The sequence below is a fragment of the Pseudomonas sp. Q1 genome, from assembly GCF_009935975.1.
Taxonomy (GTDB): domain Bacteria; phylum Pseudomonadota; class Gammaproteobacteria; order Pseudomonadales; family Pseudomonadaceae; genus Aquipseudomonas; species Aquipseudomonas palleroniana.
In genome coordinates this window covers 54,717-79,560 of sequence record NZ_QODI01000004.1, presented here as the reverse complement: position 1 = coordinate 79,560, position 24,844 = coordinate 54,717, and the positions used below count along the sequence as shown (strand labels likewise).

Annotated in this window: 24 protein-coding genes and 2 tRNA genes; 22 read left to right on the top strand and 4 right to left on the bottom strand. The window is 57.6% G+C overall.

Going from position 1 to position 24,844, the window contains the following annotated elements; genetic code table 11:
* Positions 1 to 39: 39 nt before the first annotated feature.
* A complete protein-coding gene (locus tag DK870_RS07740) occupies positions 40 to 807 on the top strand; it encodes a GntR family transcriptional regulator (RefSeq protein WP_060752281.1) in 768 nt (255 codons plus the stop codon).
* A 37-nt stretch (positions 808 to 844) separates the two neighbouring features.
* Here DK870_RS07740 and smpB read toward each other — a convergent pair whose 3' ends face one another.
* Complete coding sequence (gene smpB / locus DK870_RS07735; protein WP_060752280.1) at positions 845 to 1,327, bottom strand: SsrA-binding protein SmpB; 483 nt, start codon at positions 1,325 to 1,327, stop codon at positions 845 to 847.
* Positions 1,328 to 1,494: 167 nt separating this feature from the next.
* Here smpB and DK870_RS07730 point away from each other — a divergent pair, with 167 nt between their 5' ends.
* Together DK870_RS07730 and DK870_RS07725 are read left to right on the top strand one after the other, a co-directional pair.
* Positions 1,495 to 1,929: a type II toxin-antitoxin system RatA family toxin gene (locus tag DK870_RS07730; RefSeq protein ID WP_060752279.1), complete on the top strand. Its 435-nt coding sequence runs from the start codon at positions 1,495 to 1,497 to the stop codon at positions 1,927 to 1,929.
* On the top strand, positions 1,922 to 2,224 hold the full coding sequence (locus tag DK870_RS07725; protein ID WP_161548379.1) for an RnfH family protein: 303 nt from the start codon (positions 1,922 to 1,924) through the stop codon (positions 2,222 to 2,224). Before DK870_RS07730 ends, DK870_RS07725 begins: the two co-directional genes overlap by 8 nt.
* Before the next feature lie 64 nt (positions 2,225 to 2,288).
* On the opposite strand, the gene DK870_RS07720 is transcribed toward DK870_RS07725, so the two are convergent.
* Positions 2,289 to 2,816 carry an outer membrane protein assembly factor BamE gene (locus DK870_RS07720; RefSeq protein WP_060752277.1) on the bottom strand — a complete coding sequence of 176 codons (528 nt, stop codon included), beginning with the start codon at positions 2,814 to 2,816 and terminating at the stop codon, positions 2,289 to 2,291.
* A gap of 99 nt (positions 2,817 to 2,915) precedes the next feature.
* Here DK870_RS07720 and fur point away from each other — a divergent pair, with 99 nt between their 5' ends.
* Entirely contained in the window at positions 2,916 to 3,320 is a 405-nt protein-coding gene (gene fur / locus DK870_RS07715; RefSeq protein ID WP_090365772.1) for a ferric iron uptake transcriptional regulator, read from the top strand.
* 88 nt (positions 3,321 to 3,408) lie between these two features.
* On the opposite strand, the gene recN is transcribed toward fur, so the two are convergent.
* Positions 3,409 to 5,082: a DNA repair protein RecN gene (gene recN / locus DK870_RS07710; protein WP_060752275.1), complete on the bottom strand. Its 1,674-nt coding sequence runs from the start codon at positions 5,080 to 5,082 to the stop codon at positions 3,409 to 3,411.
* 254 nt (positions 5,083 to 5,336) lie between these two features.
* On the opposite strand from recN, the gene grpE reads away from it, so the two are divergent.
* The 8 genes from grpE to DK870_RS07670 all read left to right on the top strand — a co-directional run bounded on the left by grpE (position 5,337) and on the right by DK870_RS07670 (position 15,805).
* Complete coding sequence (gene grpE, locus DK870_RS07705) at positions 5,337 to 5,897, top strand: nucleotide exchange factor GrpE (RefSeq protein WP_161548378.1); 561 nt, start codon at positions 5,337 to 5,339, stop codon at positions 5,895 to 5,897.
* A gap of 102 nt (positions 5,898 to 5,999) precedes the next feature.
* Positions 6,000 to 7,916 carry a molecular chaperone DnaK gene (gene dnaK, locus DK870_RS07700; RefSeq protein ID WP_060752273.1) on the top strand — a complete coding sequence of 639 codons (1,917 nt, stop codon included), beginning with the start codon at positions 6,000 to 6,002 and terminating at the stop codon, positions 7,914 to 7,916.
* A 318-nt stretch (positions 7,917 to 8,234) separates the two neighbouring features.
* Positions 8,235 to 9,359 (top strand): molecular chaperone DnaJ, encoded by a 1,125-nt coding sequence (gene dnaJ, locus DK870_RS07695; protein ID WP_060752272.1) that lies wholly within the window; start codon positions 8,235 to 8,237, stop codon positions 9,357 to 9,359.
* A gap of 10 nt (positions 9,360 to 9,369) precedes the next feature.
* Entirely contained in the window at positions 9,370 to 10,176 is an 807-nt protein-coding gene (gene dapB / locus DK870_RS07690) for a 4-hydroxy-tetrahydrodipicolinate reductase (RefSeq protein WP_161548377.1), read from the top strand.
* Between the two features lie 259 nt (positions 10,177 to 10,435).
* Positions 10,436 to 11,572 carry a glutamine-hydrolyzing carbamoyl-phosphate synthase small subunit gene (carA, locus tag DK870_RS07685; protein ID WP_090365778.1) on the top strand — a complete coding sequence of 379 codons (1,137 nt, stop codon included), beginning with the start codon at positions 10,436 to 10,438 and terminating at the stop codon, positions 11,570 to 11,572.
* A gap of 105 nt (positions 11,573 to 11,677) precedes the next feature.
* Positions 11,678 to 14,899 carry a carbamoyl-phosphate synthase large subunit gene (carB, locus tag DK870_RS07680; RefSeq protein WP_090365780.1) on the top strand — a complete coding sequence of 1,074 codons (3,222 nt, stop codon included), beginning with the start codon at positions 11,678 to 11,680 and terminating at the stop codon, positions 14,897 to 14,899.
* A complete protein-coding gene (gene greA, locus DK870_RS07675) occupies positions 14,896 to 15,372 on the top strand; it encodes a transcription elongation factor GreA (protein WP_060752268.1) in 477 nt (158 codons plus the stop codon). The genes carB and greA overlap by 4 nt, the downstream gene beginning before the upstream one ends.
* Before the next feature lie 28 nt (positions 15,373 to 15,400).
* Positions 15,401 to 15,805: a hypothetical protein gene (locus tag DK870_RS07670; protein WP_060752267.1), complete on the top strand. Its 405-nt coding sequence runs from the start codon at positions 15,401 to 15,403 to the stop codon at positions 15,803 to 15,805.
* 6 nt (positions 15,806 to 15,811) lie between these two features.
* On the opposite strand, the gene DK870_RS07665 is transcribed toward DK870_RS07670, so the two are convergent.
* A complete protein-coding gene (locus tag DK870_RS07665) occupies positions 15,812 to 16,120 on the bottom strand; it encodes a YhbY family RNA-binding protein (protein WP_010206607.1) in 309 nt (102 codons plus the stop codon).
* A 107-nt stretch (positions 16,121 to 16,227) separates the two neighbouring features.
* Between DK870_RS07665 and rlmE the strand changes: the two genes are divergently transcribed.
* The 10 genes from rlmE (at position 16,228) to nusA (ending at position 24,825) form a co-directional block, all read left to right on the top strand.
* Positions 16,228 to 16,878 (top strand): 23S rRNA (uridine(2552)-2'-O)-methyltransferase RlmE, encoded by a 651-nt coding sequence (gene rlmE / locus DK870_RS07660; protein ID WP_010206606.1) that lies wholly within the window; start codon positions 16,228 to 16,230, stop codon positions 16,876 to 16,878.
* A 200-nt stretch (positions 16,879 to 17,078) separates the two neighbouring features.
* Positions 17,079 to 18,989, top strand: a complete 1,911-nt coding sequence (ftsH, locus tag DK870_RS07655) for an ATP-dependent zinc metalloprotease FtsH (protein WP_027605365.1) — start codon at positions 17,079 to 17,081, stop codon at positions 18,987 to 18,989.
* 8 nt (positions 18,990 to 18,997) lie between these two features.
* A complete protein-coding gene (folP, locus tag DK870_RS07650) occupies positions 18,998 to 19,852 on the top strand; it encodes a dihydropteroate synthase (protein ID WP_161548376.1) in 855 nt (284 codons plus the stop codon).
* 16 nt (positions 19,853 to 19,868) lie between these two features.
* Positions 19,869 to 21,206, top strand: a complete 1,338-nt coding sequence (gene glmM / locus DK870_RS07645; RefSeq protein WP_090365786.1) for a phosphoglucosamine mutase — start codon at positions 19,869 to 19,871, stop codon at positions 21,204 to 21,206.
* Between the two features lie 66 nt (positions 21,207 to 21,272).
* Positions 21,273 to 22,028: a triose-phosphate isomerase gene (gene tpiA / locus DK870_RS07640; RefSeq protein ID WP_090365788.1), complete on the top strand. Its 756-nt coding sequence runs from the start codon at positions 21,273 to 21,275 to the stop codon at positions 22,026 to 22,028.
* Positions 22,029 to 22,032: 4 nt separating this feature from the next.
* Entirely contained in the window at positions 22,033 to 22,416 is a 384-nt protein-coding gene (gene secG / locus DK870_RS07635) for a preprotein translocase subunit SecG (RefSeq protein ID WP_010206600.1), read from the top strand.
* 22 nt (positions 22,417 to 22,438) lie between these two features.
* Positions 22,439 to 22,524, top strand: a tRNA-Leu gene (locus DK870_RS07630).
* A 96-nt stretch (positions 22,525 to 22,620) separates the two neighbouring features.
* Positions 22,621 to 22,697, top strand: a tRNA-Met gene (locus DK870_RS07625).
* 140 nt (positions 22,698 to 22,837) lie between these two features.
* Positions 22,838 to 23,296, top strand: a complete 459-nt coding sequence (gene rimP / locus DK870_RS07620; RefSeq protein ID WP_060752349.1) for a ribosome maturation factor RimP — start codon at positions 22,838 to 22,840, stop codon at positions 23,294 to 23,296.
* Between the two features lie 47 nt (positions 23,297 to 23,343).
* Complete coding sequence (gene nusA, locus DK870_RS07615) at positions 23,344 to 24,825, top strand: transcription termination factor NusA (protein ID WP_056854968.1); 1,482 nt, start codon at positions 23,344 to 23,346, stop codon at positions 24,823 to 24,825.
* Positions 24,826 to 24,844: the final 19 nt, after the last annotated feature.

Sequence of the window (24,844 nt, the reverse complement as noted above, 5' to 3'; positions counted from 1 at the left end):
GAGGCCCCGGCGAGTGGTCGGGGTTGTGGGGAGTGAGTTATGGGGTTTGATCAGGTGCGGCAGCGCCGTTTGTCTGACGATATTGTCGAGCAGCTTGAGGGCATGATCCTCGAGGGCACGTTGAAGTCAGGCGAACGCTTGCCGGCAGAGCGTGCTCTGGCGGAGCGGTTTGGCGTGTCGCGTCCGTCGTTGCGTGAGGCGATCCAGAAGCTGGCGGCCAAGGGGTTGTTGGTCAGTCGCCAGGGCGGGGGTAACTATGTGGCGGAGTCGCTGGGGTCGACCTTCAGTGATCCGTTGCTGCATCTGTTGGAAAACAACCCCGAGGCGCAGCGTGACCTGTTGGAGTTTCGCCAGACGCTTGAGGCGTCCTGTGCCTATTACGCGGCGCTGCGCGCCACCGAGGTCGACCGTGAGCGGCTGACCGCAGCGTTTGACGCGTTGCAGGATTGCTACACGCGGGCCGACGAGGTAAGCCGCCTGGAAGAGGGGGCGGCCGATGCGCGGTTTCATTTGGCGATTGCCGAGGCTAGCCATAACGCGGTGTTGTTGCACACCATTCGGGGGCTGTTCGATCTGCTCAAGCGCAACGTGGTGACCAATATCGGTGGCATGTACCAGCAACGTACCGAGACGCGCGACATGCTCATCAGTCAGCATCGGGACTTGTATCTGGCAATTATCGAGGGGCGGGCCGAGCAGGCACGGGAAGTCTCAACACGTCACCTGCTGTATGTGCAGGAAGTGTTGGAGGAAGTACGTCAGGAGGTTCAGCGCGTGGCGCGGGCGGAGCGGCGTAAAGGCATGTAGCCGGGGTGAGCCACCCCAGGCTACAGCCTCGCAAGGGCTACTCTTCCTTGCCCTTGTTGCGCACGGCGCGATGCAGCTCACGGTTGGAGTCGCGTTCGCGCTCGGTATCGCGCTTGTCGTATTCCTTCTTGCCCTTGCCCAGTGCGATCTCGCACTTGACCAGGTGCTTGCTCCAGTACCAGGACAAGCAGACGCAGGCATAGCCCTTCTGCTGTACGGCTGCCGCGAGTTTATCGATCTCGCGGGCATTGAGCAGCAGTTTGCGCGTGCGTACCGGGTCGGCAATCACGTGGGTGCTCGCGGTGGTCAGCGGGGTGATATGACTGCCAAGCAGCCATGCCTCGCCATCCTTGAGCAATACGTAGCTGTCGACCAGTTGCAGTTTGCTGGCGCGCAGACTTTTTACTTCCCAGCCGGCCAGGACCAGACCAGCCTCGAACCGATGTTCGATGAAGTAATCGTGTCGCGCCTTTTTATTTTGCGCGATGGTCCCTGTGGGGTGTTTCTTTTGTTTAGCCATAGGGGCGGCATTATAGGGAGTTGCGAGCGTGTCGGCTACGGTCAACCTGCGTGCTTGAGCGTGTTCGACGAATCCCGGACAATGCAGACAGTTCTTTGATCTTTTTCGCTCGCGGATCCGGCTGTTCTTTTCGCGATGTTTGCCTCAGCAGTGGAAATCACGCTCACATGACGACGCATATTCAACGTTCGGCCCTGCTGCCCTATCCGGCGCAGGCGCTCTATGACCTGGTCAACGACGTGGCGCGTTACCCGGAGTTCCTGCCGTGGTGTTCTACTGCGCAAGTGCTGGAAAGCACTGATGAGCATATGGTTGCCAGTGTCGGGGTGGCCAAGGGTGGTCTCAGCCAGCACTTTGTTACGCGGAATGTGCTGGTGCCTGGGCAATCCATCGAAATGAACCTGCAGGAAGGCCCCTTCACTCAATTGCATGGGGTGTGGGTCTTCAAGGCGCTGACCGATAAAGCCTGCAAGATCAGCCTGGACCTGTCCTTTGATTACGCGGGTCCGGTTGTGCGGGCGACATTGGGCCCTCTGTTCAATCAGGCGGCCAATACGCTGGTGGACGCATTTTGCCAGCGAGCCAAACAACTGCATGGTTGAGATTGAAGTGGTGTATGCCGCCGAGGACCGCCAGGTGTTGTTGGCGGTAACGGTACCGGTGGGCACGAGTTTAAGGGGCGCGGTGCGGGCGTCGGGGATTGCGGCGCAATTTCCCGGGGTGGAGCTGGCTGAGTATCCCTTGGGTATTTTCGGCAAGGTGGTCGAAAAGCCGGATGAGCGTACCGTCAACGCGGGTGATCGTATCGAGATCTACCGGCCGTTGCTGGCAGACCCTAAAGAGGTGCGTAGGCTGCGTGCGGCCAAGGCTGCGATGACCAGGCAGCAAGGCACATAGGTTCGCCAGATGACACGCAACAAAAAGCCCGGCATGCCGGGCTTTTTTGTTGCTTGCCGCACAGTTACTGCGGGCTGGCGTCCAGAGGTTCTGGTGTCGGGACCGGGACGGTCTTCACGCCGTCGACGTCCTTCTGGATCTGGTCCAGCAAGGAGCCGGGCTTGGCAGGCTCTTCGGACTTCGGCTTCTCGGCGTCCTGTGCAGGCGCGCTCACGTTCGTGCCGTTATCCTTGCCGAGCAGGGCGTCATCGCGGCTTACACCGGGCTTGAAGTCACCTGACAGGCTGACAAGCTGATCGTTGCCATTAAAAATAACGCTGACGCGCTCCTGTTGGCGTTCACCGCCACCAGGCTGGATGCTGTAGAGATAATCCCAGCGATCGGCATGGAAAGTGTCGGTCAACAGGGGGTTGCCCATGATAAACCGTACTTGCCGTCGGGTCATTCCCGGGCGTAACTGGTCTATCATGTCCTGCGTGACGACATTGCCCTGTTGGATGTCGATTTTGTAAACCCCGGGGAATGAACAACCGGCGAGTGCGAGCAGTCCCACAAAGGTGAAACTGGTTAGCAAGAGCTTGGTGTTTTGCATCGGTGGGCGACTTCCACTATCTTGGCTGGGACAACGTTAAACGCCGATCATACCCGTATTAAGAGAAGCTGCGAAGCAGCATCCGCGAGAAAGCTAACCATGGTTGAAAATAGCGAACTACGCAAAGTCGGTCTCAAAGTGACTCTGCCACGAGTCAAAATTCTACAAATGCTCGATTCTGCTGAGCAGCGCCACATGAGTGCCGAGGATGTCTACAAGGCGCTGATGGAGTCTAACGAGGACGTTGGCCTGGCCACGGTTTATCGTGTGCTGACCCAGTTTGAAGCCGCTGGGCTGGTGGTTCGCCATAATTTCGACGGCGGTCATGCGGTGTTTGAATTGGCTGACGGTGGTCACCATGACCACATGGTTGACCTGGATACCAATGAGGTTATCGAGTTCACCAGCCCCGAGATCGAAGCTCTGCAACATAAGATTGCCGAGGACCATGGATTCGAATTGGTCGACCACAATCTGGTTCTGTACATCCGTAAGAAAAAGTAAAAATGACGCGGATTCACTCCGCGCAACGATCGAAGGCGACCTCAGGGTCGCCTTCGTGTTTTCTACCTCTATATAAAGAAAGGCTTGGCTAAGCCTTGGCGGCTACCACCATTTTCTTGGCGTGAGCCAAGGACTCTTTGGTCAGGTCTATACCGCCCAACATGCGTGCCACTTCCTCCACACGTTCCGATTTGTTCAGCTTGGACACTGCGGTATGCGTTGCATCACTGCCCCGCACTTTATGTACAAATAGGTGCTGATGCCCTTGGGCAGCTACCTGCGGCAAGTGGGTCACCGTCAGCACCTGGCCGCGATCTCCCAAGCGTCGCAACAGCTGACCAACAATCTCAGCAGTCGGCCCGCCGATCCCAACGTCCACTTCGTCGAACACCAGGGTGGGGACGCGTGAGGTCTGGGCCGTTATCACCTGTATGGCCAGGCTGATGCGCGACAGCTCGCCGCCGGACGCCACTTTGGCCAGTGCCTTGAGCGGTTGCCCTGGGTTGGCGCTGACCAGCAGCTCTACCTGCTCCAGGCCGTGGGGTTGCAGTTCATTAGTGGCGTTGGTGCGCAACTCGATGGTAAAGCGACCGCCCGGCATGCCCAGGCGCTGGATTTCCTGTTCCACCGCAGCGGCCAGGCCAGTGGCCGCTTGACGGCGCAGGTCACTGAGTTCTCGTGCTTTCTCCTGGTAATGACGGGCAAACGAAGCGAGCTCTTCACCCAGGCGTTCGATGGATTCGTCATTTGCGTTGAGGGTTTCGATTTCATCCAGCAATTTCTGCTGCATCGTCGCCACTTCAGTGGGTTGGATCCGGTGTTTGCGCGCCAGGGTGTAGATGGTGTCCAGGCGTTCTTCTATTTCCTGGAGACGAGCAGGGTCGGCATCAAAGTGGTCCAGGAAGCGATTCAGTTCGCCCACTGCCTCCTCAACCTGGATCTGTGCGCTGGTCAGCAGGGTGGTGGCTTCGCTCAATGAGCCGGATGCGCTGTTGACGCTGGACAGCCGATTGAGGCTGGCCGTAAGTGCATTGAGCACATTGCCCGAATCACTTTCGCTGCACTGCTCCACTACCTGGCGACAAATGCCCAGCAGGGTTTCTGCGTTGGTGAGGTTCTTGTGTTCCTGTTCCAGCTGCTCCAGCTCCGTCTCGCCCAGGCCCAGGCTTTCCAGTTCTTCAAGTTGATAGCTGAGTAACTGGTGGCGAGCGCGTTGTTCGTCGCCGGAGTTGGACAGGCGCTCCAGCTCCTGGCGGGTCTGGCGCCAGCGTTGGGCGGCAAGCTGCACTTGGCGGGCCAGGTCGGTAGCCCCGGCGTATTCGTCCAGCAGGCGACGGTGGGTATCGGTTTTCAGCAGGGATTGATGTTCGTGCTGGCTGTGGATGTCGATCAGCAGCTCGCCCAGCGCTTTCAGGTCGCCAAGGGGGCAGGGCGTGCCGTTGATATAGCCGCGTGAGCGCCCTTCGGCAGTGATGACCCGGCGCAGGATGCATGGGCCTTCGTTATTGAGGTCGCGTTCGGCCAGCCAGGCTTCCGCTTCAGGGATGTCCGCCAGATCAAAGGTGGCCAGGATATCGGCCTTGTCCGCGCCGGGGCGGACCACGCCACTGTCGGCACGGTCGCCCAGGGTCAGGCCCAGCGCGTCGAGCATGATCGACTTGCCGGCGCCGGTTTCGCCTGTGATTACGCTCATCCCGCGATCCAGCTCGAGATCAAGGTGTTCAACAATGGCGTAGTTATGTACGGACAGGTGCACCAGCATGACGGCCGCTCCCAGGCTTTAGGTCTGGTTATTTATACAGTGTTTCGTTCGGGCCTGACAATCCTGGCGCTTAGCTCGATTTGCTTGAGTATTGTTTTTTCTTAGTGCGATACGGAATGAATGCGACGGAAATGCTCCCGGGCCTGTGAAAGACTTTTGGTAACGCCTGCGCCCTTGAACCTGGAAATTGTGACCCCATATACCGGAACAGAAGCGCGAGTCGAGTTCGCGCATGATTTTGAAAGGAGAAATCTATGGCTGACGAACAGACGCAGGATACGCAAACTCCAGACGCCAATTCGGCTGTCGGCGATGAGCTGGCAATTCGTGTACAAGTGCTTGAAGAGCAATTGGCCGCTGCGCAGGATCAGTCTTTGCGTGTTGCCGCCGATCTGCAGAACGTCCGCCGCCGTGCCGAGCAGGATGTAGAAAAGGCTCACAAGTTCGCGCTGGAAAAATTTGCCGGCGACTTGCTGCCGATTATCGACAGCCTGGAACGCGGCCTTGAGCTGTCCAACCCGGACGACGAAAACATCCGTGCGATGCGTGAAGGGATCGAGCTGACCCTGAAAATGTTCCAGGACACCCTGAAGCGTTATCAGTTGGAAGCGATCGATCCACAAGGCGGCGAGCCGTTCAACGCCGAGCATCACCAAGCCATGGCCATGCAAGAGAGCCATGACCTTGAGCCTAACAGTGTGTTGAAAGTGTTCCAGAAGGGTTATCTGCTTAACGGTCGCTTGCTGCGCCCGGCAATGGTGGTGGTGAGCAAGGCTCCTGCACCCGTTTCACCTTCTATTGATGAGCAGGCTTGAAATCAGTCGCAACGGCCCCATCTATAAGTCAAGCGTTTAAGTGCTACCGCGGTTAGCCACCACTGCTGCGGCATCCAAATTCAAGTTTCGGGAGAGTAAATCATGGGCAAAATTATCGGTATCGACCTGGGGACTACCAACTCCTGCGTCTCCGTGCTGGAAAACGGCGTTGCAAAAGTCATTGAAAACGCCGAAGGCGCGCGTACCACGCCGTCGATCATTGCATACGCCAACGACGGTGAAATCCTCGTCGGCCAGTCGGCCAAGCGTCAGGCCGTGACTAACCCGCATAACACGCTGTATGCGGTAAAACGTCTGATCGGTCGTAAGTTCGACGAAGAAGTCGTACAGAAAGACATCAAGATGGTGCCTTACAAAATCGCCAAGGCTGACAACGGTGACGCCTGGGTTGAAGTAAACGGCAACAAGATGTCTGCACCGCAAATCTCGGCTGAAGTCTTGAAAAAGATGAAGAAGACTGCCGAAGATTACCTGGGTGAAACCGTGACTGAAGCGGTGATCACCGTTCCGGCCTACTTCAACGACAGCCAGCGCCAGGCGACCAAAGACGCCGGCCGCATCGCGGGCCTGGATGTAAAACGTATCATCAACGAACCTACCGCGGCGGCTCTGGCCTACGGTATGGACAAGGCCAAAGGCGACCACACTGTGATCGTTTATGACCTGGGTGGCGGTACCTTCGACGTTTCCGTGATCGAGATCGCGGAAGTCGACGGCGAGCACCAGTTCGAAGTGTTGGCCACCAACGGTGATACGTTCCTGGGTGGTGAAGACTTTGACATTCGTCTGATCGACTACCTGGTTGACGAATTCAAGAAAGAAAGCGGCATGAACCTCAAGGGTGACCCGCTGGCCATGCAGCGCCTGAAAGAAGCCGCTGAGAAAGCCAAGATCGAGCTGTCCTCGAGCATGTCGACCGACGTGAACCTGCCGTACATCACTGCAGACGCCACCGGTCCGAAGCACTTGAACGTGAAGATCTCGCGCGCCAAGTTGGAAGCGCTGGTTGAAGACCTGGTTCAGCGCACCATCGAACCTTGCCGCATCGCCCTGAAAGACGCAGGTATCGACGTTGGCTCCATCAACGACGTGATCCTGGTGGGCGGTCAGACCCGTATGCCACTGGTACAGCAGAAAGTCACCGAGTTCTTCGGCAAGGAAGCACGTAAAGACGTGAACCCGGACGAAGCGGTTGCCATGGGTGCTGCTATTCAGGGCGCGGTACTGGCTGGTGACGTGAAAGACGTACTGCTGCTGGACGTCAGCCCGCTGACCCTGGGTATCGAAACCATGGGCGGCGTGATGACTGCACTGATCGAGAAAAACACCACGATTCCTACCAAGAAATCGCAAGTGTTCTCGACTGCCGACGACAACCAGGGCGCCGTGACTATTCACGTGCTGCAAGGTGAGCGTAAGCAGGCTGCACAGAACAAATCCCTGGGCAAGTTCGACCTGTCCGAGATTCCACCAGCACCACGTGGCGTGCCACAAATCGAAGTGACCTTCGACATCGACGCCAACGGTATCCTGCACGTCGGTGCGAAAGACAAGGCGACCGGCAAAGAGCAGAAGATCACCATCAAGGCCAACTCCGGCCTGTCTGATGAAGAAATTCAACAGATGATTCGTGATGCCGAAGCCAATGCCGACGCGGACGCCAAGTTTGCAGAATTGGCCGGTGCGCGTAACCAAGGCGATGCCCTGGTTCACTCGACCCGCAAAATGGTCGCTGATGCTGGCGATAAAGTGACTGCTGAAGAGAAAACTGCAATCGAAGCTGCCGTGGTTGCCCTGGAAGCCGCTGTCAAAGGCGACGACAAGGCTGCCATCGAAGCCAAGATCGAAGAGCTGTCGAAGGTCTCCGCGCCAGTCGCTCAGAAAATGTACGCCGAACAACAGGCCCAGCCTGAAGGCGGCGCGCAACACGCTGAGCCTGAAGCCAAGCATGACGACGTTGTCGATGCTGAGTTCGAAGAAGTCAAAGACAACAAGTAAGTTGGTCGTCCGGTTGACCGCTATCAAGCGGTGACTGGTAGGATGTCGCCGCGCGGGAGCTTGCTCCCGCGTTGGCGTGTCTGGGGTACGCGAATTTTTACAGCATGCGACAGCGTTCGGATGCTGGCGGTGTGACCGGGAATGCTCCTGCTTCCCGAGCAGTAAATACCGCGTTTTTGATCGGGGCTCCGGTTAAAAAGTAGTAATGACCAGGATCGTTGAATTGACGTGAGTTGGGTCCGGGCCTGTATTGGGGCTCAACGAGTTTGGCAAGGCTCAGGAGGGTCTGGCTGAACGTCCTTAAGAGTGCAAAGACTTATGGCAAAGCGTGACTATTACGAAGTATTGGGTGTGGAGCGCAGCTCCAGCGAGTCGGACCTGAAGAAGGCCTACCGTCGCCTGGCGATGAAGCATCACCCGGACCGTAATCCGGATAGCAAGGAATCCGAAGAACTGTTCAAAGAGGCCAACGAAGCCTACGAATGCCTATCTGATCCTAACAAGCGTGCGGCCTACGACCAGTACGGCCATGCCGGCGTCGATCCGAGCATGGGCGGTGGTGGCGCCGGTTTTGGTGGTCAGAACTTCTCCGATATCTTCGGCGATGTCTTCAGCGACTTCTTTGGTGGTGGTCGTGGTGGCCAGCGTGGCGGTGCCCAGCGCGGCAGCGATCTGCGCTACACCCTGGAACTGAACCTGGAAGAAGCCGTACGCGGTACCAGTGTCAACATTCGTGTGCCGACGCTGGTCAACTGCAAGCCGTGTGATGGCTCGGGTGCCAAGAAGGGCTCCTCGCCGATTACTTGCCCGACCTGTGGGGGTATCGGCCAGGTACGCATGCAGCAAGGTTTCTTCTCGGTGCAGCAGACCTGCCCGCGCTGCCATGGCCAGGGCAAGATCATTTCCGACCCGTGCGACTCCTGCCACGGCGAAGGGCGTGTCGAAGAGTACAAGACCCTGTCGGTGAAAGTGCCGGCGGGTGTGGATACCGGTGATCGTATTCGCCTGTCGGGCGAGGGCGAGGCGGGTACTCAGGGCGGCCCTACGGGGGACTTGTACGTGGTGATCAACGTGCGTGAGCACTCGATCTTCCAGCGTGATGGCAAGCACCTGTTCTGTGAAGTGCCGATCAGTTTTGTCGATGCGGCTTTGGGTGGCGAGATCGAGATTCCGACGCTTGATGGGCGTGTGAAACTCAAGATTCCTGAAGGCACACAGACCGGCAAACAGTTCCGCATCCGTGGCAAAGGCGTTGCGCCGGTGCGCGGCGGTGGCGCCGGTGACCTGATGTGCCGCGTGGCGGTGGAAACGCCGGTCAACCTGAATCGCCGTCAGCGTGAATTGCTTGAAGAATTCCGCAGTTCGTTGGAGGGGGATCACTCCCACTCTCCGAAGACCACTGGCTTTTTCGATGGCGTGAAGCGCTTCTTCGGCGACCTGTAAGGAAGTGAGTATGCGACGTATAGCCGTAATGGGCGCTGCAGGGCGCATGGGCAAGGCGCTGGTCGAGGCGGTGCAGCAGCGCTCGCCGGCTTCTGGGCTGACCGCGGCCATCGTGCGCCCCGGTAGCACATTGATCGGTGCGGATGCCGGTGAGCTGGCCTCGTTGGGGCGTATCGGCGTTTCGCTGTCCGGCAACCTGGAACAGGTGGCTGACGAGTTCGACGTATTGATCGATTTCACCCTGCCGGACGTGATGCTGAAGAACCTGGCGTTCTGCCGCAAGGCCGGCAAGGCCATGGTGATCGGTACCACGGGCTTGAGTGCCGAGCAGAAGCAGTTGTTGGTGGAGGCGGGCAAGGATATTCCTATCGTCTTCGCCGCCAATTTCAGCGTGGGTGTGAACCTTTCGCTCAAGCTGCTGGATCTGGCGGCTCGCGTGCTGGGTGATGAGGCGGATATCGAGATTATCGAGACTCATCATCGCCACAAGATCGATGCGCCGTCCGGTACCGCGCTGCGTATGGGTGAGGCAATTGCCGATGCGTTGGGGCGTGATTTGTCGAAAGTCGCCGTTTACGGTCGTGAAGGCCATACCGGTGCGCGCGCGCATGACACCATCGGGTTTGCCACGGTTCGCGGCGGTGATGTGGTGGGAGATCACACTGTGTTGTTCGCCGCTGAAGGCGAGCGCCTGGAAATCACTCACAAAGCGTCCAGCCGTATGACGTTCGCCAAGGGCGCGGTGCGTGCCGCGCTTTGGCTGGAAGGGCGTGAGCCTGGCCTTTACGACATGCGTGACGTGCTGGATCTGCACTAATCAGTAGCTAAAAGGGGGGCTCAAGCTTATGCTTAGGCCCCGTTTTTACCCGCTAGGCGACGTCCTGTCGCATTCCCCTGCCTTTAAGGCTCATTAGCGGTGGACCCAAAAAGCCTTTTTCTGTAAGCTACAGCTTTAGTGTGTCCACTAAAAGCGCGCAGAATAATTCAGTGAACAAGCGGGGTGACGTGTCCATACGTCACTCCGCTTTTTTACAACCTGCGATCGCCCTTTCAGGCTTTATTTACGGGAGGTCTTCTTGACTAAGCCAGCCATACTCGCCCTTGCTGATGGCAGCATTTTTCGCGGCGATGCCATTGGAGCCGACGGTCAAACCGTTGGAGAGGTAGTGTTCAACACTGCCATGACCGGCTATCAGGAAATCCTTACTGATCCTTCCTACGCCCAGCAGATCGTTACCCTGACCTATCCGCACATCGGCAACACCGGTACTACACCGGAAGATGTCGAGTCTGATCGTGTCTGGTCGGCGGGTCTGGTGATTCGTGACCTGCCACTGGTTGCGAGCAACTGGCGTAATACGATGTCGCTGTCCGATTACCTGAAAGCCAACAACGTTGTGGCGATCGCCGGTATCGACACTCGCCGCCTCACACGCATCCTGCGTGAAAAAGGCTCGCAGAACGGCTGCATCATGGTCGGTGACAATATCTCCGAAGAGGCGGCGATTGCCGCGGCGCAAGGTTTCCCTGGCCTGAAAGGCATGGACCTGGCGAAGGTCGTCAGCGTCAAAGAGAAGTACGAGTGGCGCTCCACGGTCTGGGATTTGAAGACTGATGACCATGCGACCATCGAAGCCGCTGAGTTGCCTTACCACGTAGTGGCCTACGACTACGGCGTCAAGTACAACATCCTGCGCATGCTGGTCGAGCGCGGCTGCCGCGTGACGGTGGTTCCGGCGCAAACCCCGGCCAGCGATGTGCTCGCTCTGCAACCGGATGGCGTATTCCTGTCCAACGGCCCGGGTGACCCCGAGCCATGCGACTACGCTATCCAGGCGATCAAGGACGTGCTGGAAACCGAGATTCCTGTATTCGGTATCTGCCTGGGCCACCAGCTGCTGGCCCTGGCCTCCGGCGCCAAGACCCTGAAAATGGGCCACGGCCACCACGGTGCCAACCACCCGGTACAAGACCTGGACACTGGCGTTGTGATGATCACCAGCCAGAACCACGGTTTTGCGGTGGATGAGGCAACCTTGCCGAGCAATGTTCGCGCTATTCACAAGTCGCTGTTCGACGGTTCCCTGCAGGGTATCGAGCGCACCGACAAGAGCGCGTTCAGCTTCCAGGGCCACCCTGAGGCCAGCCCGGGCCCGAACGACGTCGCGCCGCTGTTCGACCGTTTCATCAATGAGATGGCCAAGCGACGCTGACTGAGCGGCTTGCGGGCGGCCCCGGACCTCGGTGGCCCCTGCAGGCGCTTCAAAGATTGTTCAAGACGGCTTGCCGACTGACCTGCGGATTTGAGTGACAAACCCATGCCAAAACGTACAGACATAAAAAGCATCCTGATTCTCGGCGCCGGCCCGATCGTGATCGGCCAGGCCTGCGAATTCGACTACTCCGGCGCCCAGGCTTGTAAAGCACTGCGCGAAGAGGGTTACCGCGTCATCCTGGTGAACTCCAACCCGGCCACCATCATGACCGACCCGGCCATGGCCGACGCTACCTACATCGAACCGATCAAGTGGCAGACCGTTGCCAAGATCATCGAGAAAGAGCGTCCGGACGCACTGTTGCCGACCATGGGCGGCCAGACTGCTCTGAACTGCGCCCTGGACCTGGAGCGCGAAGGCGTCCTGGAGAAATTCGGCGTAGAGATGATCGGTGCCAATGCCGACACCATCGACAAAGCTGAAGACCGTTCGCGTTTCGACAAGGCCATGAAGTCCATCGGCCTGGCATGCCCGCGTTCGGGTATCGCCCACAGCATGGAAGAAGCCAATGCGGTCCTCGAGACCCTAGGTTTCCCGTGCATCATCCGTCCATCCTTCACCATGGGTGGCACCGGTGGCGGTATCGCCTACAACCGTGAAGAGTTCGAAGAAATCTGCTCCCGTGGTCTGGACCTTTCGCCGACCAAAGAGCTGCTGATCGACGAATCCCTGATCGGTTGGAAAGAGTACGAGATGGAGGTTGTCCGCGATAAAAAGGACAACTGCATCATCGTCTGCTCTATCGAAAACTTCGACCCGATGGGCGTGCACACCGGTGACTCGATCACCGTGGCTCCGGCACAGACCCTGACCGACAAGGAATACCAGATCCTGCGTAACGCCTCCCTGGCGGTACTGCGCGAGATCGGCGTGGAAACCGGTGGTTCCAACGTACAGTTCGGCATCTGCCCGAACACCGGCCGCATGGTCGTGATCGAAATGAACCCGCGTGTATCGCGTTCGTCGGCCCTGGCTTCGAAAGCCACCGGCTTCCCGATTGCCAAGGTCGCGGCCAAGCTGGCAGTGGGTTATACCCTGGACGAGTTGTCGAACGACATCACCGGCGGCAAGACCCCGGCGTCTTTCGAGCCGTCCATCGACTACGTCGTGACCAAGCTGCCACGTTTTGCTTTCGAAAAATTCGCCAAGGCCGACGCGCGCCTGACCACTCAGATGAAGTCTGTGGGTGAAGTCATGGCCATCGGCCGTACCTTCCAGGAATCCCTGCAGAAAGCCCTGCGCGGCCTGGAAGTGGGCGTTTGCGGCCTGGACGAGAAGCTCGACCTGGCCAGCCCGGAAAGCATGAGTGTGCTCAAGCGCGAGCTGACCGTGCCGGGCGCCGAGCGTATCTGGTACGTGGCTGACGCCTTCCGTGCCGGCATGAGCGTTGAAGACATCTTCGGCATGAACATGATTGACCCTTGGTTCCTGGTCCAGATCGAAGATCTGATCAAGGAAGAAGAGAAGGTCAAGACCTTGGGCCTGGCCAGCATCGACCGCGACATGATGTTCCGCCTCAAGCGCAAGGGGTTCTCCGACCAGCGCCTGGCCAAATTGCTGGGTGTGACCGAGAAAAACCTGCGCACCCATCGTCACAAGCTGGAGATCTTCCCGGTCTACAAGCGCGTTGACACCTGTGCTGCCGAGTTCTCCACCGACACCGCCTACCTGTACTCCACCTACGAGGAAGAGTGCGAAGCTGCGCCGTCGGGCCGCGACAAGATCATGATCCTGGGTGGTGGTCCGAACCGTATCGGCCAGGGTATCGAGTTCGACTACTGCTGCGTGCACGCCGCCCTCGCTCTGCGCGAAGACGGTTACGAAACCATCATGGTCAACTGCAACCCGGAAACCGTTTCCACCGACTACGACACCTCCGATCGCCTGTACTTCGAGCCAGTGACCTTGGAAGACGTGCTGGAAATCGTGCGCGTCGAGAAGCCTAAAGGCGTGATCGTCCAGTACGGCGGCCAAACCCCGCTGAAGCTGGCGCGTGCCCTGGAAGCTGCCGGTGTGCCGATCATCGGTACCAGCCCTGACGCCATCGACCGCGCTGAAGACCGTGAGCGCTTCCAGCAAATGGTCGAGCGCCTGAACCTGCGCCAGCCACCAAACGCCACCGTGCGCAGCGAAGACGAAGCCATCCGTGCGGCCAGCAAGATCGGCTACCCGCTGGTGGTGCGTCCGTCCTACGTATTGGGCGGTCGTGCAATGGAAATCGTCTACGAAGAAGAAGAACTCAAGCGTTACCTGCGTGATGCGGTGAAAGTGTCCAACGACAGCCCGGTGCTGCTGGACCACTTCCTCAACTGCGCCATCGAAATGGACGTGGACGCTGTTTGCGACGGTACCGACGTGGTGATCGGCGCGATCATGCAGCACATCGAACAGGCCGGTGTTCACTCCGGTGACTCCGCTTGCTCGCTGCCGCCTTATTCGCTGCCGGTACACATCCAGGACGTGATGCGTGAGCAGGTCAAGAAAATGGCCCTGGAGCTGGGTGTAGTCGGCTTGATGAACGTACAGTTGGCGCTGCAAGGCGAGGACATCTACGTCATCGAAGTCAACCCGCGTGCTTCGCGTACCGTACCGTTTGTTTCCAAGTGCATCGGTGTGTCTCTGGCCATGATCGCTGCCCGCGTGATGGCGGGTAAGACCCTGAAGGAAATCGGCTTCACCCAGGAAATCATTCCGAACTTCTACAGCGTGAAAGAGGCGGTGTTCCCATTCGCCAAATTCCCTGGTGTGGACCCGATCCTGGGCCCAGAGATGAAGTCCACCGGTGAAGTGATGGGCGTGGGCGATACCTTCGGTGAGGCGTTCGCCAAGGCCCAGATGGGTGCCAGCGAAGTGCTGCCGACCGGCGGTACTGCGTTTATCAGCGTGCGTGATGATGACAAGCCACTGGTTGCAGGCGTGGCCCGTGATCTGATCAACTTGGGCTTCGAAGTCGTGGCCACTGCCGGGACCGCCAAGCTGATCGAGGCTGCGGGCCTGAAAGTACGTCGCGTGAACAAGGTGACGGAAGGCCGTCCGCACGTGGTCGACATGATCAAGAATGACGAAGTCACTCTGATCATCAACACCACCGAAGGTCGCCAGTCGATCGCGGACTCTTACTCCATCCGTCGTAACGCCTTGCAGCACAAGATCTACTGCACCACGACTATTGCTGCTGGCGAAGCCATCTGCGAAGCGCTCAAGTTCGGTCCGGAAAAGACCGTGCGTCGCTTGCAGGATCTACACGCAGGATTGAAGGCATGACCAAATACCCCATGACTGTCCAGGGTTTCAAGGCCCTGGAAGAGGAGCACGCCCATCTGACCAAGGTCGTCCGTCCGAAGCTGAGCCAGGACATCGGTACGGCCCGTGAGCTGGGTGACTTGAAAGAGAACGCCGAATACCACGCTGCTCGTGAGCAGCAGGGTATGGTCGAGGCGCGTATTCGCGATATCGAAGGCCGTCTTCAGAACTCGGTGGTCATCGATGTGACGACCATTCCCCATACGGGTAAGGTGATTTTCGGCACCACCGTTGAAATCGCCAACGTCGAGACCGATGAAAGCGTGACTTACCACATCGTGGGTGAGGACGAAGCTGACATCAAGCAGGGCAAGATCTCTGTAGGTTCGCCGATTGCCCGTGCCTTGATTGCCAAGGAAGAGGGTGATGTGGTGGCTGTGAAAACGCCAAGTGGCGTGATCGAGTACGAGATTGTTGAAGTTCGTCACATCTGAAAGACGGCGCCCATTTAGTGTGGGCGCCATGCTTTGGCAACTCGCCCAGATGCTTTGGGTGGGTGGCCTGTGGCTGTTTCATGTTGGCGTGTTACCGGTGCTGGGCCTGATTGGTCTGGCGCCGTTGCTGATCGATGAGATCGACGGATTGCTCAGTGCGCTGCTGGTGGATTTTGCGGCGGCGTGCGTGACGCTCCAGGTGCTGGTGCTGATCAAGGCCGAAGGCTTGGGGAGTTTATGGCGGGATATTCGCGGCCAACTGCTGTTGGTGGCGCTGTATGCATGCGCAATGTTTTGCGTGGTGCATGTATGGTTGCCGGAAGCGTTGCGCTGGCAGCTATTCAGCTATCTTGTGCTAGGGTTCTGCGGGTTGGTGCTGGTTTTACAGCCGGCGCCAGGGTGGAGTGGCGGGGCGCGCGAAGCGCGCCCGTGACCCTTGTTACTTGAAGCGATGAACGTTCGACAATTGCTTGTTGACGCTGAAATTCTTGCGATACAGCAGCGCCATCTTGCCGATGACCTGAACCAGGTCCGCTTTACCGACCTTGCACAGTTCTGCAATGGCGGCCAGGCGTGCTTCGCGATCAAGGATGTTGACCTTGATTTTGATCAGCTCATGATCGTTCAGTGCGCGTTCAAATTCGGCTAACACACCTTCAGTCAAACCGTTGTCTGCCACAATCAGAACTGGTTTCAGATGGTGGCCAATGGATTTGTACTGTTTCTTCTGCTCTTGAGTGAGCGGCATAATCTGACCCCTGCGTCTGATCTTGTAAAAAAGCGGCGGCCAGTTTACCCGAGCGAGTCCGGGACCGCCCAGTTAATCACGACCCGTTTTATTTTTCGAGGTGGCCCGTGGCCCGTTCCAAAACTAGCCTTAAGTGGCTGCAAGAGCATTTCAACGATCCTTACGTCAAAAAGGCGCAAAAGGATGGCTATCGTTCCCGGGCCAGTTACAAACTGCTGGAGCTCCAGGACAAAGACAAATTGTTTCGCCCCGGCATGAGCGTGATCGACCTCGGGGCTGCCCCGGGTGGCTGGTCCCAGGTGGCCAGTCGTCTGATTGGTGGGCAAGGCCGGTTGATCGCTTCCGACATCCTTGAGATGGACAGCATCCCGGATGTGACCTTCGTGCATGGCGACTTTACCCAGGATGCCGTGCTGGCCGAGATATTGGAGGCTGTGGGAAATTCGCAGGTAGACCTTGTGATTTCCGACATGGCCCCCAATATGAGTGGATTACCGGCTGTTGATATGCCGCGAGCCATGTTTCTCTGCGAGTTGGCACTGGACCTGGCGGGGCGGGTATTGCGTCCGGGTGGTGATTTCCTGGTCAAGGTTTTCCAGGGTGAAGGTTTCGACGAGTACCACAAGAACATCCGCAAGCTGTTCGACAAGGTGCAGATGCGCAAACCAGACTCCTCCCGGGACCGATCTCGCGAGCAGTATCTGTTGGCGCGGGGGTTCCGCGGTATCGAAGGCGCCGCCAGTGATGAGCGTCTTTGAGGTTTTTAAGAGAGCCGATAGGTTTTTTTATATCGCTTTCGTCACGAAGCTTTACGAATATTGTGTAGTCAAAGTTTCACAAAGGGTTACAGACGGCGCCTGCCAGAGTTGTAGGTAATGTAGTAAGTTAGGCCGGTGAATATCATGCGAAGCGCGCGCCAGTAGCGGAGCTTGCTTCAGAGGGTAGTTAATTGAACGATATGGCAAAGAATCTGATCCTGTGGTTGATCATCGCGGCTGTCCTGGTGACGGTGATGAACAACTTCTCCAGCCCTAACGAGCCGCAGACCCTCAACTATTCCGACTTCATCCAGCAAGTTAAGGATGGCAAGGTCGAGCGCGTGGCGGTTGATGGCTACGTGATCACCGGCAAGCGCAACGATGGCGACAGCTTCAAGACCATTCGTCCGGCCATTCAGGATAACGGTCTGATCGGCGACCTGGTGGATAACCACGTGGTTGTCGAAGGCAAGCAGCCTGAGCAGCAGAGCATCTGGACTCAACTCCTGGTGGCGAGCTTCCCGATCCTGGTGATTATCGCCGTGTTCATGTTCTTCATGCGCCAGATGCAAGGTGGCGCGGGAGGCAAGGGCGGGCCGATGAGCTTCGGCAAGAGCAAGGCGCGCCTGCTCTCCGAGGACCAAGTGAAAACCACACTGGCTGACGTTGCCGGTTGCGATGAAGCCAAGGAAGAAGTGGGTGAGCTGGTCGAGTTCCTGCGTGATCCGGGCAAGTTCCAGCGCCTGGGTGGTCGCATCCCTCGTGGCGTGCTGATGGTAGGTCCTCCAGGTACTGGTAAAACCTTGCTCGCCAAGGCGATTGCCGGCGAGGCGAAGGTGCCGTTCTTCACCATTTCCGGTTCCGACTTCGTCGAAATGTTCGTTGGTGTCGGTGCCAGCCGTGTTCGCGATATGTTCGAACAGGCTAAGAAACACGCGCCATGCATCATCTTTATCGACGAAATCGACGCCGTTGGTCGCCATCGTGGTGCTGGCATGGGCGGCGGTCATGACGAGCGTGAGCAGACACTCAACCAGTTGCTGGTTGAGATGGATGGCTTTGAGATGAATGACGGCATCATTGTCATTGCCGCGACCAACCGTCCGGACGTGCTGGACCCTGCGCTGTTGCGTCCGGGGCGTTTCGACCGTCAGGTTGTCGTCGGTCTGCCGGATATCCGGGGCCGCGAGCAGATCCTTAAAGTGCACATGCGCAAAGTACCGATGGGCGATGACGTCGCTCCGGCGGTGATTGCTCGTGGTACTCCAGGCTTCTCCGGTGCTGACTTGGCCAACCTGGTGAACGAAGCTTCATTGTTCGCTGCTCGTACCGGCAAGCGCATCGTCGAAATGAAAGAGTTCGAACTGGCGAAAGACAAGATCATGATGGGCGCAGAGCGCAAATCCATGGTCATGTCCGAAAAAGAGAAGCAGAACACCGCTTATCACGAAGCCGGTCACGCTATTGTCGGTCGCGTTGTGCCTGAGCACGATCCGGTCTACAAAGTATCGATCATTCCTCGTGGCCGGGCGCTGGGTGTCACCATGTTCCTGCCGGAAGAGGATCGTTATAGCCTCTCCAAGCGTGCCTTGATCAGCCAGATCTGCTCGCTGTACGGTGGTCGGATCGCTGAGGAAATGACCCTTGGTTTCGATGGTGTAACCACCGGCGCCTCCAACGACATCATGCGTGCCAGCCAGATTGCGCGGAACATGGTGACCAAGTGGGGCTTGTCCGAAAAACTCGGCCCATTGATGTACGCCGAGGAAGAAGGCGAAGTGTTCCTGGGACGTGGCGGTGGTGGTCAGAATGCCAGCTTCTCCGGCGAGACAGCCAAGCTGATCGACTCCGAAGTGCGCAGCATCATCGACCAGTGCTATGGCACGGCCAAGCAGATCCTGACCGACAATCGCGACAAGCTGGATGCGATGGCTGATGCGCTGATGAAGTATGAAACCATTGATGCCGACCAGATCGACGACATCATGGCCGGGCGCGCACCGCGTGAACCTCGCGATTGGGAGGGTGGTTCGGGTACCTCGGGCACCCCGCCAGTGGTACAGAATGAGCGCCCTGAAACCCCGATCGGCGGCCCGGCAGCTGACCACTAAGGTTTGAAATGACTTCTGCGTTGTCCTCTACCACCCGGTTGCCTTGCGGCAGCCGGGTTCTTGATTTGGCCCATACTCATGTGATGGGTATTCTTAACGTAACCCCCGACTCCTTTTCCGATGGTGGCCGCTTCAGCCAGTCGGATGCTGCATTGCGTCACGCTGAAGCAATGGTGGCTGCGGGGGCGACGCTGATCGATGTCGGTGGTGAGTCGACTCGGCCTGGTGCTCGCGTGGTTTCTCCATTGGAGGAGCTGGAGCGGGTGGCGCCGATCGTCGAGCGTATTGCACGTGAGCTGGATGTGATCATCTCGGTCGATACATCGACTCCGGCTGTGATGCGCGAAACAGCGCGTTTAGGGGCGGGGCTGATCAATGATGTGCGATCTCTTCAACGGGATGGCGCACTGGATGCGGCAGCGGCGACCGGTTTGCCGGTCTGCTTGATGCATATGCTGGGGGAGCCCGGCAATATGCAGGACAGTCCTCATTACAATGACTTGGTCGGTGAGGTCAGTGGGTTTCTTGCTGAGCGTATTGCTCAATGTGCCACTGTGGGAATTCCACCCGAGAAGATCATCCTTGACCCCGGTTTTGGTTTTGCCAAAACGTTACAGCACAATTTGAGTCTGTTTAAGCACATGGAATCCTTGCATGTGCTGGGTCGGCCTTTGTTGGTCGGTGTTTCGCGTAAGAGCATGATAGGGCTGGCCTTGAATCGCCCGGTGGGCGAGCGGCTATATGGCGGTCTTGCGCTTGCAGCGCTCGCAGTGGCCAAGGGCGCGCGTATTTTGCGTGTGCATGACGTCGCAGAGACTGTCGATGTGGTGCGCATGATTGAGGCTGTAGAGTCCGCCAAATAAGAATGATGGAGTATTTATGACTAAAAAGTATTTTGGCACCGACGGCATTCGTGGTCGTGTCGGCGAATTCCCTATTACTCCTGACTTTATGCTGAAGCTGGGTTGGGCGGCAGGTATGGCGTTCCGTAGCATGGGCGCGTGCCGCATCCTGGTAGGCAAGGACACCCGTATTTCAGGTTATATGTTTGAGTCTGCACTGGAGGCCGGTTTGTCCGCCGCAGGTGCCGATGTGATGTTGCTGGGGCCTATGCCGACACCGGCAATCGCTTACCTGACCCGTACATTTCACGCTGAAGCCGGTATCGTGATCAGTGCTTCGCACAATCCTCATGATGACAATGGCATCAAGTTTTTCTCGGGGCAGGGCACGAAGCTGCCGGACGAGATCGAGTTGATGATTGAGGAGTTGCTGGACGCGCCAATGACGGTGGTCGAATCCAGCAAGCTGGGTAAGGTATCGCGTATCAACGACGCCTCTGGCCGTTACATCGAGTTTTGCAAGAGCAGCGTACCCACCAGTACCAATTTCGCTGGGCTGAAGATTGTTGTGGACTGCGCTCATGGGGCCACCTACAAGGTAGCTCCAAGCGTGTTCAAGGAGTTGGGCGCTGATGTGACAGTGCTGTCGGCCCAGCCCAACGGTTTGAACATCAATGAAAACTGTGGCTCCACCCACATGGGGCAGCTGCAGGCCGCAGTTCTTGCGGAGCATGCTGACCTGGGGATCGCTTTTGACGGTGATGGCGACCGGGTTCTGATGGTGGACCACACCGGTGCGGTGGTCGATGGTGATGACCTGTTGTTCATCATTGCTCGCGACCTGCATGAGCGTAATAAGCTGCAAGGGGGGGTCGTCGGTACGCTGATGAGCAACCTTGGCTTGGAATTGGCACTGGCGGATCTGGGAATTCCCTTCGTGCGGGCCAACGTGGGGGATCGCTATGTCATCGCCGAGTTGCTTGAGCGCAACTGGCAGGTGGGTGGTGAGAACTCCGGGCACGTGGTCTGTTTCCATCACACCACCACGGGTGATGCGATTATTGCGGCCTTGCAGGTTTTGCTGTCCCTGCGCCGTCGTGATGAGAGCCTGGCTCAGGCGCGTCAGGCTCTGCGCAAGTGCCCGCAGGTTTTGCTCAATGTGCGTTTCGCTGGGGGTGAAAACCCAATCGAACACCCTTCTGTTAAGGAGGCTTGCGAGCGCGTGACCCTGGCGATGGCGGGGCGTGGCCGTGTGCTGCTGCGTAAGTCCGGCACAGAGCCTTTGGTGCGCGTTATGGTCGAGGGTGATGATGAAAATCAGGTCCGCGGCCATGCCGAAGACCTGGCAAAACTGGTAACTGAAGTTTGCGGCTGAATTCGGCTTGCCAGTGAGGGTGTGGTTGGGTAACATCTGCGCCCACTTTGACCGACGGGGTACAGCATGCGTCGCACTATGGTAGCTGGTAACTGGAAGATGCACGGTACCCGCGCCAGTGTCGCTGAGCTGATCAATGGCCTTCGTCACCTGGCCTTGCCTAGCGGTGTTGATGTTGCGGTTTTCCCGCCTTGCTTGCATATCAATCAAGTGATTGAAGGCTTGAAGGGCAAGTCGATTCAGGTCGGCGCGCAGAACTCTGCGGTGGAGCCCATGCAAGGTGCGTTGACCGGCGAGATATCGCCGAGTCAGCTGGTTGATGCGGGTTGTTCCTATGTGCTTGTCGGGCACTCCGAGCGTCGTCAGATGATGGGCGAGCGTGATGGGACACTCAATCGCAAGTTCGCTGCCGCACAGGCTTGTGGCTTGGTTCCGGTGTTGTGCATAGGGGAGACCCTTGAGCAGCGTGAATCGGGCAAGACTCTTGAAGTTGTCTCGCGTCAGCTGGGCAGCATCATCGAGGAGCTGGGTGTTGGTGCATTTGCAAAGGCGGTAATTGCTTACGAGCCGGTCTGGGCCATTGGCACCGGGCTGACTGCTACGCCGCAACAAGCGCAGGATGTGCACGCAGCCATTCGCGCGCAGTTGGCGGCAGAGAATTCTGAAGTTGCACAAGGTGTGCGTCTTCTATACGGCGGCAGCGTGAAGGCGGCCAATGCGGTCGAACTGTTCGGCATGCCGGATATCGATGGGGGGCTCATTGGTGGAGCTTCCCTGAATGCAGATGAGTTCGGTGCGATTTGTCGCGCCGCGGGAAACTGAAAAAATGCTGGAAACAGTCGTAGTCGTTTTTCATCTGTTGGCTGCCCTGGGCGTAGTTGCCCTGGTTTTGTTGCAACAGGGTAAAGGTGCGGATGCTGGTGCGTCTTTCGGTGCAGGTGCTTCAAATACTGTGTTCGGAAGCCAAGGTTCCTCTACCTTTCTTAGTAAGTTTACTGCTATACTTGCCGCAGGTTTCTTCATAACCAGCTTAGGGTTAGGTTACTTTGCTAAAGAGAAAGCTCATGTGCTGACTCAAGTAGGTCTCCCAAATCCGGCGGTGTTGGAAGTACCAAAAGCAAAACCGGCTTCTGATGATGTCCCGGTGCTTCAAGAGCAAAAGTCGGCTACTCCAGCGACTGACGTACCTCCAGCTCAAGAGCAGAAGTAAGAAGGGTTGTAAACGCTGTATTGCCGAGGTGGTGGAATTGGTAGACACGCAACCTTGAGGTGGTTGTGCCCATAGGGTGTAGGGGTTCGAGTCCCCTTCTCGGTACCAATTATCAGGAGAGCCCGCTGTTGCGGGCTTTCTTGTAGGTGGAAGGTTACATTGACCCTGTAAGGGATCGGTCGTATACTTCCGCCCCAGCTTTGTCGCGGGGTGGAGCAGTCTGGTAGCTCGTCGGGCTCATAACCCGAAGGTCGTCGGTTCAAATCCGGCCCCCGCAACCAGTTTTAGCGGAGCCCCTTTTAAGGGGCTTTTTGTTAGCTGGACACTTTCAACGCCGCTGTTCGACGGCGTTTCAAGGATGGGCGTTTCGCCCATTTTTTTATTTTGCACAGCATGCACATACATGCACGAGGGGGTTCAGGTGTCGAGCAAGCTAGAAGAGTTGCAGGCCTTGTTGGCCCCGGTGGTCGTGGCCCTAGGCTATGAATGCTGGGGTATTGAGTTTTCCGCTCAAGGTCGCCACTCAATGTTGCGCGTTTATATCGATAAAGAGGGCGGCGTGCTGGTGGACGATTGTGCCATTGTCAGCCGTCAGCTCAGCGGTGTGCTGGATGTTGAAGATCCGATCTCCGTTGAATACACCCTCGAAGTTTCCTCGCCAGGCATGGAACGCCCACTGTTCACTATTGAGCAGTTTGCAAAATTTGCCGGTGAACAAGTGAAGATCAGGCTGCGATCTCCCTTTGAAGGGCGACGCAACTTTCAGGGCCTTCTGCGCGGTGTAGAAGAGCAGGATGTCGTGGTGCAGGTAGAAGACCATGAGTTCCTGTTGCCGATCGATATGATCGACAAGGCCAACATTATTCCCAGTTTTGACTGAGACGCGGATCCCGCGGATCCAATGGCTTGCGAAAGGCGAGGCGTACGATGAGCAAAGAAGTACTGCTGGTTGTTGAGTCGGTATCCAATGAAAAGGGCGTACCGGCAAACGTGATTTTTGAAGCGCTGGAGCTGGCCCTGGCCACTGCGACCAAAAAGCGTTTTGAAGACGAAGTTGATCTGCGTGTGGAAATCAACCGCCACACCGGTGCCTATGAGACTTTCCGTCGCTGGACGGTCGTCGAAGAGGCCGATCTTGATGATCCGGCCATCGAAACCTGGCCAAGCAAGGTTGCCGAAACGCATCCTGGTGCCAAGGTCGGTGATGTCGTCGAAGAAAAGATCGAATCGATCGAATTCGGCCGTATTGCTGCACAGACCGCCAAGCAGGTCATCGTGCAGAAGGTTCGCGAAGCCGAGCGCGCTCAAGTCGTTGACGCTTATCGCGAGCGCCTGGGTGAAATCATCTCCGGCACCGTGAAAAAAGTGACTCGTGACAACGTGATCGTTGACCTGGGCAACAACGCCGAAGCGTTGCTGGCCCGCGAAGACATCATCTCTCGCGAAACCTTCCGTGTCGGCGTGCGTTTGCGTGCGCTGCTCAAGGAAATCCGCACCGAGAACCGCGGCCCTCAGTTGATCCTGTCGCGTACCGCGCCGGAAATGCTGATCGAGCTGTTCCGTATCGAAGTGCCGGAAATTGCCGAAGGCCTGATCGAAGTCATGGCTGCGTCCCGAGACCCGGGTTCGCGCGCCAAGATCGCGGTCCGTTCCAAGGACAAACGCATCGACCCGCAAGGCGCTTGCATTGGTATGCGCGGTTCGCGTGTCCAGGCAGTGTCGGGCGAATTGGGCGGTGAGCGTGTGGATATCGTTCTGTGGGACGATAACCCGGCGCAGTTCGTGATCAATGCCATGTCGCCGGCTGAAGTGGCGGCAATTATCGTTGACGAAGATGCCCATGCAATGGACATCGCCGTCGGCGCAGACAATCTGGCTCAGGCCATTGGTCGTGGTGGTCAGAACGTGCGTCTGGCGAGCCAACTGACCGGTTGGACCCTGAACGTGATGACCGAATCGGACATCCAGGCTAAGCAGCAAGCTGAAACCGGTGACATCCTGCGCAACTTCATCGAAGAGCTTGAAGTCGATGAAGAACTGGCTCAGGTGCTGGTAGATGAAGGCTTCACCAGCCTGGAAGAGATTGCCTACGTACCGTTGGAAGAAATGCTCAACATCGACGGCTTTGACGAGGACATCGTCAACGAGCTTCGCGCTCGGGCCAAGGATCGTTTGTTGACTAAAGCCATCGCTACTGAGGAAAAGCTGGCAGACGCCCATCCGGCCGAAGACCTGCTCTCGCTTGAGGGTATGGACAAGGATTTGGCGATGGAACTGGCGGTGCGCGGCGTAATTACCCGCGAAGACCTGGCCGAGCAGTCTATTGACGATCTGCTCGACATCGACGGCATTGACGATGATCGTGCCGGCAAGTTGATCATGGCCGCCCGAGCCCATTGGTTCGAGTAATAGGCGCGGCCTGAGGAGA